This is a genomic window from Luteimonas sp. A611, from assembly GCF_054072715.1.
The window spans coordinates 2,236,022-2,247,994 of sequence record NZ_JBSVRP010000001.1; the positions used below are offsets into that span (position 1 = coordinate 2,236,022).

General features: G+C 69.8%; 5 protein-coding genes and 2 tRNA genes. All 7 read right to left on the bottom strand.

The annotated features are described in order from the left end of the window. Nucleotides 1-128 precede the first annotated feature (128 nt). The gene (locus ACW5EG_RS09935) at nt 129-5,546 is read right to left on the bottom strand and encodes a hybrid non-ribosomal peptide synthetase/type I polyketide synthase (RefSeq protein ID WP_457021362.1); all 5,418 of its coding nucleotides are present in this window, start codon (nt 5,544-5,546) and stop codon (nt 129-131) included. A 97-nt stretch (nt 5,547-5,643) separates the two neighbouring features. Further along, nucleotides 5,644-6,450, bottom strand: a complete 807-nt coding sequence (locus ACW5EG_RS09940) for a 4'-phosphopantetheinyl transferase family protein (protein WP_457019770.1) — start codon at nt 6,448-6,450, stop codon at nt 5,644-5,646. A 51-nt stretch (nt 6,451-6,501) separates the two neighbouring features. Beyond that, nucleotides 6,502-8,151, bottom strand: a complete 1,650-nt coding sequence (locus tag ACW5EG_RS09945; protein WP_457019772.1) for a NosD domain-containing protein — start codon at nt 8,149-8,151, stop codon at nt 6,502-6,504. A 428-nt stretch (nt 8,152-8,579) separates the two neighbouring features. Further along, nucleotides 8,580-8,656 (bottom strand) — tRNA-Arg (locus tag ACW5EG_RS09950). 74 nt (nt 8,657-8,730) lie between these two features. Next, a tRNA-Ser gene (locus ACW5EG_RS09955) sits at nt 8,731-8,823 on the bottom strand. 76 nt (nt 8,824-8,899) lie between these two features. Next, complete coding sequence (csrA, locus tag ACW5EG_RS09960; protein WP_457019774.1) at nt 8,900-9,124, bottom strand: carbon storage regulator CsrA; 225 nt, start codon at nt 9,122-9,124, stop codon at nt 8,900-8,902. A 158-nt stretch (nt 9,125-9,282) separates the two neighbouring features. Beyond that, nucleotides 9,283-11,934, bottom strand: coding sequence for an alanine--tRNA ligase (alaS, locus tag ACW5EG_RS09965; protein WP_457019775.1), 2,652 nt, complete (start codon nt 11,932-11,934; stop codon nt 9,283-9,285). Between the last annotated feature and the right edge of the window lie 39 nt (nt 11,935-11,973).

Genomic DNA, 11,973 nt, shown 5'->3' on the forward strand with positions numbered 1-11,973 from the left:
GGGCAGCCGGCACATCCCTTCTCCGCCTGCCCACGAACATGGAATACGCAAAACGCGGCGCATTCCGGCCCGTAGCGTCAGCCGCGGTCGCCGCAGAACCAACCCTTCACGCGGCCAGGCAGATCGAGCTACGGTCCGGCGGGCTCGGCCAGTGCCGCGACCGAGAGCTGTTGCGGCATCAGGCGCTGCTTCTGCAGCACCTTGAGCACGGCGTCCTGGTCGTCGCCGGCCGCCGACAGCACGGCCAGCTGCTGCGACATCAGCTGCAACTGGAGGTCGAGGATCGATGCCATGTCGACGGCAGCAGAGGCCGCGCCTGATGGCCCCAACGCGGTGGATTCGGTCGCCGCAGTCGCCACACTGTCCAGGACAACCGCTGCAGTCGTAGCCGGATGCGCGTGCGTTTCCGTCGCGACGACCTGCGGCTGCTCCACAGCGACCTCCACCCAGTAGCGCTTGCGCTCGAACGGATAGGTCGGCAGGCGCAGCCGCGCCTTGCGGTCGCGCCGGTCCAGTGCTTCCGGCCGCAGCGACAGGCCAGCGGCCCAGGCCTGCCCGAAGGCCGTCACCAGCGCGGCATGCTCGCGCTCGGGCGCATCCGCCAGCGAGGCCAGCGCCGCGATGCGCTGCTTCTGCAGCAGCGGCTGCTGGCGCGCAAGCGTGGCCAGCGTGTTGCGCGGCCCGATTTCCAGCAGCACGTGTTCGCGCCGCTCCAGCAGCCGCGAGATCGCGGCGGAGAAGCGCACCGGCTGGCGCAGGTGCTGCGCCCAGTATTCGGCGGAGGTCGCCTGGTCGTCGGACAGCCAGTCGCCGGTCGCCGTCGACACGATCGGGATCGTCGGCGCGCGTCGCACCAGCGCCTCGACTTCGCTGCGGAAGCGCGGCACCACTTCGTCCATCATCGCCGAGTGGAAGGCGTGCGAAGTCTTGAGCAGGCGACAGGCCACGCCTTCGGCTTCAAGCTGCGACTGCAACGCCGCCACTTCCCCGTGCGGGCCGGCGACCACGCAGGTGCCGGGCGCGTTTTCCGCCGCCAGCGACAGCGTGTCCGGCAACTTCGCCGCCAGCGCATCGTGCGGCATCCGCACCGAGAGCATCGCGCCGGACGGCTGCGCCTGCATCAGGCGCCCGCGCCGGGCCACCAGCCGCAGCGCGTCGGGCAGTTCGAACACGCCGGCGAGGGTGGCGGCGACGAACTCGCCCACGCTGTGCCCGGCCATGGCCACCGGCACCACGCCCTGCGCCATCCACCAGCGCGCCAGCGAATACTCGATGCTGAAGATCGCCGGCTGCATGATCGCGGTGGGCAGCAGCGCATCGCCATCGTCGCCAAACACCAGCGCGCGCAGGTCCAGTCCGAGCTCGCCGTCGAGCACGGCGGCGCAAGCGTCGAAGGCCTCGCGGAACGCCGGTTCGCGCGCATGCAATTCGCGACCCATGCCGGCGTACTGGCAGCCCTGTCCGGGGAACAGGAACACCGCCTCGCCCGCCGGCACCGGCCGCGTTTTCGCGGCAGCCGCGCCGAGCTCCGCGCTGCGCAACCGCGCCACCGCGTCGGCGCTGTCCTCCGCTGCGATGGCGACGCGGTGGGCGAATGCCTTGCGCCCCACCGCCAGCGTCCACGCCACGTCGGCCAGGTTGATCCCGGGTTCGCTTTCCAGGTGATCGGCCAGGCGCGCCACCGCTTCGGACAGCGCCACCGGCGTGCGTGCCGACAGCACCAGCAGCTGCGGGCCATCGACGCGCTGCGTTGCCGGCAACAGCGGCGGCTGCTCCATCACCACGTGCGCATTGGTGCCGCCCACGCCGAACGAACTCACGCCCGCACGGCGCGGCACGCCGTCGACCTCCGGCCACGGCAGCAGTTCCCCGCTGGCGTGGAAAGGCGTGCTGTCGAAATCGATGACCGGATTGGCACTGCGGAAATGTGCGGTCGGCGGGATGCAGCCGTGCTGCAGCGCATACGCGGTCTTGATCACACCGGTGGCGCCTGCGGCCATCAGCGTATGGCCGATGTTGCTCTTCACCGAACCGACCACGCAAAAGCCGGTGTCGGTCGTGCCCTGCCGGAACGCGCGGGTCAGCCCCTCGATCTCGATCGGATCGCCCATCGGCGTGGCCGTGCCATGCGTCTCGACGTAGCCGATGCTGCGCGCATCGACGCCGGCGTCGGCGTGCGCCATCGCGATCACCGCCGCCTGGCCTTCGCTGCTGGGCGCGGTGAAGCTGGCCTTGCCGCCGCCGTCGTTGTTGATCGCCGCGCCGCGCACCACCGCGTACACCGGATTGCCGTCGGCGATCGCATCGGACAGGCGCTTGAGCAGCACCACCGCCGCGCCATCGCTGAACACCGTGCCGGTCGCATCGGCGTCAAAGCTGCGCGTGCTGCCGTCGGCCGACAGCATCCCGCCTTCCTGGTACAGGTGGCCGCTGTTGACCGGACAGGTCACCGCGATGCCGCCGGCCAGCGCCATGCCGCAGCGGCCCGCGCGCAGGCTGTCGATCGCCTGCGCGATCGCGACCAGCGAGGTCGAGCAGGCGGTGTGCACGCTGATCGCCGGCCCGGTGAGGTTGAGCTTGTGCGCCACGCGCGTGGCGATGTAGTCCTTCTCGTTGCCCAGCATCACCTGGAAGGCGCCGAGCTTCTCGACCAGGTCAGGGCGCGACAGCACGTGGCGCTGGTAATAGCTGGCGTTGTACATGCCGGCGAACACGCCGACCGGCACCGTGGTGGCATCGGGCACGTGCCCGGCGCGTTCGATGCACTCCCAGCACAGTTCCAGGAACACCCGCTGCTGCGGGTCCATCAGTTCGGCTTCCTTGGGCGAGATGCCGAAGAAGGCTGCGTCGAAGCGGTCGACGTCATCGAACACGCCGCGCGCGGGCACGTAGCCCGGGTTGCTGCGCATCGACTCGGGGATGCCCGGATCGAGCTGCTCGGCGCTGAAGCGCGCCACGCTGTCGCGGCCTGCGCACAGGTTGTCCCACAGCGCCTCGACCGAAGCGGCGCCGGGGAAGCGGCCGGCCATCGCGATGATCGCGATCGGCTCGTCGTCGTTGCCGCGGCGCGTGGACAGGCGCGATGCGTCGAGCGTGGTCGAGGCACCCGCGGCCATCTCCGCCGCCAGCAGCGCCGGCGTGGGCGAGCGGAACAGTGCCATCGGCGGCACGTCGCCGACGCGCTCGCGGCGCGCGGACTCGAGCACGCGGAACGCGAGCAGCGAGGTGCCGCCGAGATCGAAGAAGTTGTCGTCGCGGCCGAGGTCTTCCAGGTCCAGCACGTCGGCGAAGATCCGGCACAGCGCGCTTTCGACCGGCGTGCGCGGCGCGGCGTACTGGCCGGCCCAGTCGGGCCGGCCGCGTCCCGGCGCGGGCAGCTTGCCGCGGTCGAGCTTGCCGTTGGGCGACAGCGGCAGCGCGTCCATCTGCACGTAGGCCACCGGCACCATGTAGTCGGGCAGGTGCGCGATCAGATGCTGGCGCAGCGGCTCCAGATCGACCGGCGCGGCCGCGTCCTGCGGCGCGAGATAGGCCACCAGGCGCTTGAGCCCCGGGACGTCCTCGCGCGCCAGCACGCCGGCCTGGCGCACGCCGGGGAACGCCATCACCTGCGCTTCAATCTCGCCCAGCTCGACCCGGAATCCGCGGATCTTGACCTGGAAATCCTGGCGCCCCAGGTATTCGATGCTGCCGTCGGGCAGGCGCCGGCCCAGGTCGCCGGTGCGGTACATCCGCGCCGCGCGGTCGGCGAACGGATCGGCCAGGAAGCGCTCGTCGCTCAGGTCGGGCCGCTTGAGATAGCCGCGCGCCACCACCGGCCCGGCCAGGTGGATCTCCCCGACCACGCCCGTGGGCAGCGGACGACCGTGGCCATCGAGCACGTACACGCGCGCATTGGCGATCGGCCGGCCGATGCTGGGCAGCCGTGGCCAGGTCGTCGGATCCTCGTCCAGGGTCAGCGCGGTGACGACGTGGGTCTCGGTCGGGCCGTAGTGGTTGTGCAGGCGGACGCCGGGCAGGTGCGAGAAGAAGCGCACGATCTTCGGCTCGATGCGCAGCTGCTCGCCGGCGGTGATCACCTGGCGCAGGTCGCAGCGCACGCGCTCGCCGGGCGCGAGCGCGGCCAGCTGCCCTTCCAGACCCTCGGCCAGCATCTGCAGCGCGAAGTACGGCAGGAACAGGCGCTCGATGCGGCGCTCGACGATGAACTCGAACAGCTTGCCTGCACTGAGCCGCGTGTCCTGGTCGATCAGGTGCAGCTCGCCGCCCGTGGCCAGGGTGGCGAAGGTTTCCTGGAACGCCACGTCGAAGCCGAGCGCGGCGAACTGCAGCGTGCGCAGCGGCGCATCGTTGCCGGGCTCGCGCATCTGCCACTGGATCAGGTTCACCAGCGGGCCGTGGGTCATCGCGACGCCCTTGGGCTTGCCGGTGGAGCCGGAGGTGTAAAGCACGTAGGCCAGGTTGGCTGCGCCCACATCGCCTTCGCCCGATTCCAGTGCGTGCGCGGGCAGCGCCCGCCAGGCCGCGTCGTCGCGCAGGTCGATCACCGCCAGCGATGGCGGCAGTTCGCCCAGCACCTCATGCGCGGGGTTCTCCATTCCCGACATGGTCAGCAGCACGCGCGGTTCGCTGTCGGCGAGCGTGTAGGCCAGCCGGTCGGCCGGGTAGGTCGGGTCCAGCGGCACGTAGGCGCCGCCGGCCTTGAGCACCGCAAGCAGGCCCAGCACCACCTCGACGCCGCGCTCGACGTAGATCGCCACGCGCTCGTCCGGCCCCACCCCGCAGGCACGCAGGTGTCGCGCAAGCCGATTGGCCTGGGCATCGAGTTCGGCATAGCTCAGGCGCCGTCCGCCCTGTACCAGCGCCAGCGCATCGGGCGTGCGCGCGGCCTGGAGTTCGAACAGGCGATGCACGTTCGCCACCGGCTCGAATGCGACGCCGGTGTCGTTGCCCGCTTCCACCGCCTCGGCCAGCTGCGCCGGGGTCAGCATCGCCAGATCGGCGATGCGTGCCTGCGGCTGGTCCAGCATTGCATCGAGCAGTTGCCGCCAATACCCCAGCCAACGCTCCGCGCCTGGGCTGTCGAGCAGCGCGTTGGCGAAATGCAGTTCGACCAGAATGCCGCCATCGGCTTCGGCAGGCTGCGCGCGCATGGCCAGCAGCAGCCCGTCCGTGGCTGCGATCGGCGCGCCATCGGAAAACAGCACCTGCCAGTCCGGCGCCGGCACGCCCGACTCGCGCCACGCCTGCGCATTCTGCGCGGCTTCGCGCGAGCGCGTGGCCACCGTGCGCAGGCAGGCGGCCACGTCGATGTCGTCGGCCAGTTCGAAGCGCAGCGGCAGCGCCTGTCCGTCGAGGCCGGCGCGCGGCAGCACGATGTCGGCCTGCGACGAAAGCCGATGCAGCAGCAGCAGGAATGCAGCCAGCAGCACGTCGGATCTTTCGACCGATTGCGCCGCGGCAAGCGCGTCGATCCTGCCTGCAAGCACGGGCGACAGCCGGCCGGCGACGCTGCCGAAGCCGCTGCGCGCCCCGTCGGTCGACAATCCGATCGATTCGGGCGCGCCAGCCAACGTCGATTCCCAATACCCGCTCGCGTCGACCATCTGGCCGCCCCCAACAGAACTGCTACTCCGGAATCAGTTAACGCGTTTCATCCCGGTTCGCGGCCAGCGGCGCGTGCGCCAGGCCGCCGCGCGCAGGCGTGGCCAGCATGATCGCTGCGCCCGGCGGCACCGCCACGGCGCAGGCCCAGCCCGGGTCATGCAGGGCGCGCAGCTCCACCGATCGCCCCGGGAAGGTGTCCCCGGGCAGCGCCAGCGCGACGCCCCAGGGCGCGACGAAGCTGTCCATCTCGCGCTCCAGCCCGATGCCGGCCGCCTTGAGCAAGGCCTCCTTGCGCACCCACATGGCCAGCAACGCCTCACCCAGCGCGCCCGGCGCCAGGTACGCCAGTTCGCGCAGCTCCTCCGGGTGGGCGACGCGCTCGGCCAGCTCGGGCATGTCCGGCGCACGACTGGCGGGTTCGACATCGATGCCGATCGGGCCGGCGCCGGCAATCGCGATGGCCACCCGCTGTCCGGCGTGGCTGAGACTGGTGAACAGGCGATCATCACGCAGGCGCGGGCATCCCTTGGCGTCGCGGACCAGCGGAACATCTCCGCTTCCACAGCCGAGCACCTGCGACAGCAGCAGGCGGTGCAGCGCATAGGCCAGCACGAGCACGTCGCGATTGGGCGCCAGGCGCTGGCGCGCGACGCGCGCGGCTTCCTGGGCGTCGATCAGCGCGGCGGCCCGGGAGAGGTAAGGCTGCCAGTCCTCCAGGTCGAACATCGCGACAAGCACGCCGGCCTCGGCCTGCGCCGCCAGCGCGGGACCGTCGTCGCGCAGGCAGCGCAGGAACGCCTGCTCAAGGGCGGGATGTTGTTGCGGGTCCGGGCTGCATCGCATGCCGGGGATCGTCGCAACGACACCCCGGTTGCGCAACCGTGCGCGTGGTCGCTAACGCGTGGCCGTGTCCCGCTGCCGCGCATCGACCCACTGACGCCAGCGCTGCCACAGCACCTGCACCGGCGGCAGGATCCGCACGTGCCGGCCGGATCCCGCGGGCACTACCCCGGACACCTCGTTCGTCGGGGCACGCACATCCGACTCCACACCGTGGTCGATGTCGACCCGGACCCGTCCGCCGGCGCCGGACGCTCCGCGATCCACTGCCGCGGCAGCGGACGCCCCCGGCGGCGCCAGCGGCTGCGCGCCGTTGCGGCGCAGCCGCAGCCCGCCACCTGCACTTTCCAGCGCACCGATGTCGATGCGTGCGCCCGGCACGCGCGCGACCTCGCCGCCGATCGGCAACTTCGCGCGCAGCGGCGGGTCGAACTGCGGCAGCAGCAGCAGCGGCGACGGGAACGGGAATCCCGGGGGCGCCGGCGGCCGAGGATTGCCAGCCGAGACTAGCGGGCTGGTCGTAGCCGGACGCAGCTGCAGCTGGCCGAGGCTGGTGAAGCCGGGGTCGGTCCCGCGCAGCGTGCCGGTCCACTCGCCCGGCACCATCGTCGCTGTGCTCTGCACCCAGTTGCCGGAACCGGCAACCTTGCGCCCACTCGACCAGGGTTCGCGGCTGCTCGGCGCGCAATACGGCGTCTCGACTTCCGAGGCCGCGTGCACGCGCAGGATCGTGGGCGCCGCCCCCGATCCGGTCTGGAAGATGACGTTGTTGTGCATCTCCAGCGACTCCAGGCCCAGTTGCACCAGCACCGCCGTCGCATTGCCGGAACGGTTGAAGACGAGGGTGTTGTTGACCATGCGCAGCCGCCCCTGGCTGCGCCCGTTGAGGTCGCCACCGGCGCGGATAGCGTTGCGCCAGCTAGAGCTGTGGACGATGACGTTGCCCACCACGTCCACGTCCTCGCGCCGCAGGTCGGGCGACCAGCCTGACTGCTGCGTCTCGCAGTCCGGGCCTATCAGTTCGAGTTCCTGATAGGCGGAGTTCTCGAACCAGTTGTAATAGATCAGCGCGCGTTCGTGCCGGTTCTTGAGCAGGTTGCCGCCGTTGCCGCTGTGCACATGGTTGTAGCGCATCAGGAACACCGAGCCCGGGTACGCCACCTCATCGGACTGCATGTAGATCGGATGGCGCTGCGTGCCGGAACCCGAATCGCGGACCTCGCTGTACTCGAGCGTGAAAGACCCCGAGTTGTTGTCCGCGCCGAGGATGCCGTGCGACGGACAGTCGCGCACGATCGTGTCGCGCACGGTCACGTCGTGCGCCTCGCTGAAGATGCACGAGGACGACCCCCCAAGCACGTCGAAGCCCTCGAACACCACGTGGTTGGACTGCTGGAACTTGATCGTGTGCGACCCGCCGCTGAGCACGGGCCGCGTCGCGCCCACCGCGCGGTTCCAGCGCAACGTCACCGAATTGCCCGGCGCCCCGCTGTCGTTGCTGCCGACCACGATATTGCCGCTGTAGGTCGCGCCGCCATCCACCAGCACGACGTCGCCCGGCTCCAGGTTGACGTTGTTCACCAGCGTGGACAGCTGCGTGTACTGGCGACCGGACGGACCGACCGTATAGGTGGCCGCGAACACGAAGGACGGCAGCGCCAGCAGCACGCCGCCGGCAATGGCGGTTCGGCACAGGATGGTCATGGGAGCACTCCGGAGTGAACGATCCCCTGCCCTGCCTTACCGCTCGCGCGGCCCGGCAGCCAGGCCATTAGACGCTTTAGGAGACCACCGGCAGTGAATGCCGCGTGCAACGCCGGATCAACGCGAGCATCCCGGGCTGCCGACACAGTTTCGACGTGAGCCCGGACACAGGGGAGCGCAGGAGCTGCGTGCAGCGCAGCGCGACTGCGACTGCATGTGTCATTTCCACTGCATCTGTCATCTGGATTGCATCTGCCATCCCCACTGCAGATGTCATTTCAGTCGCGGATGTCACCCCGGATGTGATTTGAAGGCAGGGTCCCTGCAACTTGCGAAACGCTGCTTCACGCAAGCGTGAACGCGCTTTGCCCACGCAGCGGCGCGACAATTCCGCGGGCACAAAAAAACCGGCCATTGGCCGGTTGATTTGGTGCGCCCGGAAGGATTCGAACCTCCGACCCCCAAGTTCGTAGCCTGGTGCTCTATCCAGCTGAGCTACGGGCGCATTGCAGAAGCGGAATTGTGCCCAACTCACATGGGCGTCGTCAATACTGTCGACGCAATTGCAGCTGGTGGAACTGGCGGAGACTGAGGGATTCGAACCCTCGATGGAGTTTTTAGCCCCATACTCCCTTAGCAGGGGAGCCCCTTCAGCCGCTCGGGCAAGTCTCCGGAAACATCGCGCAGCGCGAAAGCTGCTACGCACCGAAGCCGCGAAGGATACCGGAGTCCCCGCCGCCGCGGCAAATCAATCGACGCCGGCCTCGGGTTCACGCGCCGCCTCGGGTTCACGAGCCGGCTCGGCTTCGTCGCCGCGACGGATGCGCTGGTAGATCTCTTCGCGGTGGACGGCAACTTCCTTGGGCGCGGTGATGCCGATACGCACCTGGTTGCCCTTTACCCCGAGGACCGTGACGGTGACCGAGTCGCCGATCATCAGGGTCTCGCCGACGCGGCGGGTCAGAATCAACATCTTGGAAATCTCCGTAGGCCGGTGGCCTGTGCCGAAACGCCCCGGCCACGGCGCGCGCGCCTGCTGCCAACACACGTTTCAAACTGAAACAAACGGGAAGAATGTCGGGGACTGGACGTCCGGTCAACCGACAGAGGTCATGGAGCAATTACTCAGGGTCAGCTTGCAGCCAGCTTGCCGGCGACCCAGTCGGCCACCTCGGCCAGCGCCGCGACCAGTTCCGGGCCGTCCGTGCCGCCGCCCTGGGCCATGTCGGGTCGACCACCGCCCTTGCCGCCGGTCCGACCGGCGACAAAGGCCACGAGTTCCCCGGCCTTGACCCTTCCGGCCGCCGCGCCGCCCACGCCGGCCACCAGCGCAGCCTTGCCGTCGCTGGTGCCGGCGAGCACGATCGCGGCGTCGCCGAGCTGTTGTCGCAGGCGGTCCATCGCATCACGCAGCGCCTTGGCGTCCAGGCCTTCCACGCGCGCTGCCAGTACCTTGATCCCGGCCACGTCGACGGCCTGGCCAGCGAGATCGGCGGTCGCGCCACTGGCGGCCTTGGCCTTGTGCGCGTCGATTTCACGCTCCAGCCGCTTCTGCCGGTCGAGCAGGCTGCGAAGCTTGTCGGCAACCTCCGCCGTGGTGCCACCGAGCAGGCCGGCGGCCTCGCGCAGGCGACGTTCCTCGCCCAACAAATAGTCCAGCGCCGCCTGTCCGGTCAGGGCCTCGACCCGGCGCACGCCAGCCGAGACACCGCCTTCGGACACCAGCTTGAACAGGCCGATCTCACCGGTGCGGCCGACATGGGTGCCGCCGCACAGCTCGACCGATTCGCCCATCTTCACCACCCGCACGCGCTCGCCGTACTTCTCGCCGAACAGGGCGATGGCACCGGCATCCATGGCGTCCTGCATGCCCATCTCGTTGATGGCGACGGCGTGGTTGGCGCGGACTTCGACGTTGACGCGGCGCTCGATCTCGGCCAGCTCCTCGCCTACCACCGGCTGGAAATGGGAAAAGTCGAAGCGCAGGCGGTCGGGCGCGACCAGCGACCCCTTCTGCGCCACGTGCGTGCCGAGCAGGCCGCGCAGCGCGCCGTGCAGCAGGTGGGTGGCGCTGTGGTTGAGCACGATGCTGCCGCGCCGATCGGCTTCGACTGCGGCGGACAGGATGTCGCCGCGGCGCAGGATGCCGGCCTGCAGCTTGCCGACGTGGCCGAAGAACTGGCCCGCCAGCTTCTGGGTGTCGTCCACGGCGAAGCGCGTGTCGAGCCCGCCGAGCGAGCCGGTGTCGCCGACCTGGCCGCCGGACTCGCCATAGAACGGCGTGGCATCCAGGATCACGATGGCCTCGTCGCCGGCTTCGACCATTTCAACCGGGCGCCCGCCCTTGAGCAGCGCAAGAACCTTGAGCCCCTCGGCCTGCAGCGCCTCGTTGCCCAGGAACCTGGTCGGCTGCAGCTGCGCGACCAGGTCAGCGGGCAGCTGCACGCCGCCGCCGAATCGCCCGGCGGCGCGCGCGGTCTCGCGCTGCTTTTCCATCGCCGCGTCGAAGCCGGCGGTGTCCACGCCCAGCCCGCGCTCGCGCGCGATGTCCTGGGTGAGGTCGAGTGGGAACCCGTAGGTGTCGTAGAGGCGGAATGCGTCGGCGCCGGGGATGGTGTCGCCCGACTTCGCCGCGACCTCGTCGAAGATCTTCATGCCCGCGTCGAGCGTCTCGGCGAAGCGCTCCTCCTCGGCCAGCAGCGCGCGCTCAACCAGCTCGCGCCTGGCCGGCAGTTCCGGGTAGGCCTCGCCCATCAGATCCACCAGAGTGCCCACCAGGCGATGGAAGAACGGCTCGCGCGTGCCGAGCATCCAGCCGTGGCGCAGCGCGCGGCGGATGATCCGGCGCAGCACGTAGCCGCGGCCTTCGTTGGAGGGCAGCACTCCGTCGACGATCAGGAAACTGCAGGCGCGGATGTGGTCGGCGATCACGCGCAGCGACTTGTTCTCCAGATCGGCCATGCCGGTGAGTCCGGACGCCTTGCGGATCAGCGCCTGGAACAGGTCGATCTCGTAGTTGCTGTGCACGTGCTGGAGCACGGCGGCCAGGCGCTCCAGGCCCATGCCGGTATCCACGCAGGGTGCGGGCAGCGGCAGCAGCGTGCCGTCGGGCTGCTTGTCGAACTGCATGAACACCAGGTTCCAGATCTCGATGTAGCGGTCGCCGTCCTCGTCGGGCGAACCCGGCGGGCCGCCGAAGTGCTCGGAGCCGTGGTCGAAGAAGATCTCGGTACAGGGACCGCAGGGACCGGTGTCGGCCATCTGCCAGAAATTGTCGGACGCAAACGGCGCGCCCTTGTTGTCGCCGATACGGACGATGCGCTCGGCGGGCACGCCGATGACGTCGTGCCACAGGCCGTAGGCCTCGTCATCGGTGTGGTAGACGGTGACCAGCAGGCGCTCGGCGGGCAGCTTCCAGACCTGGGTCAGCAGCTCCCAGGCCCAGGCGATGGCGTCCTTCTTGAAGTAGTCGCCGAACGACCAGTTGCCGAGCATCTCGAAGAAGGTGTGGTGGCGCGCGGTGTAGCCAACCGCATCGAGGTCGTTGTGCTTGCCGCCAGCGCGCAGGCAGCGCTGGACGTCGGCCGCGCGCGGATTGGCGCGCTTCTCCGCACCCAGGAACACGTCCTTGAACTGGACCATGCCCGAGTTGGTGAACAGCAGGGTCGGGTCGTTCGCGGGCACCAGCGGTGCCGAGGGGACGATCTCGTGGTCCTTGCCGCGGAAAAACTCGAGGAAGTCGCTGCGGATGCGCGCGGTCGTGTAGGGGCTGGGCGTGGTCATGGCGGACTTGAATACGGGCGGGCGACCTGATTCCTCCCG

Coding starts and splice junctions, on each gene's coding strand:
- ACW5EG_RS09940 (WP_457019770.1), bottom strand. CDS start 6,450: ATGCGATGCAGCCCGGACCCGCAACAACATCCCGCCCTTGAGCAGGCG.
- ACW5EG_RS09945 (WP_457019772.1), bottom strand. CDS start 8,151: ATGACCATCCTGTGCCGAACCGCCATTGCCGGCGGCGTGCTGCTGGCG.
- csrA (WP_457019774.1), bottom strand. CDS start 9,124: ATGTTGATTCTGACCCGCCGCGTCGGCGAGACCCTGATGATCGGCGAC.
- alaS (WP_457019775.1), bottom strand. CDS start 11,934: ATGACCACGCCCAGCCCCTACACGACCGCGCGCATCCGCAGCGACTTC.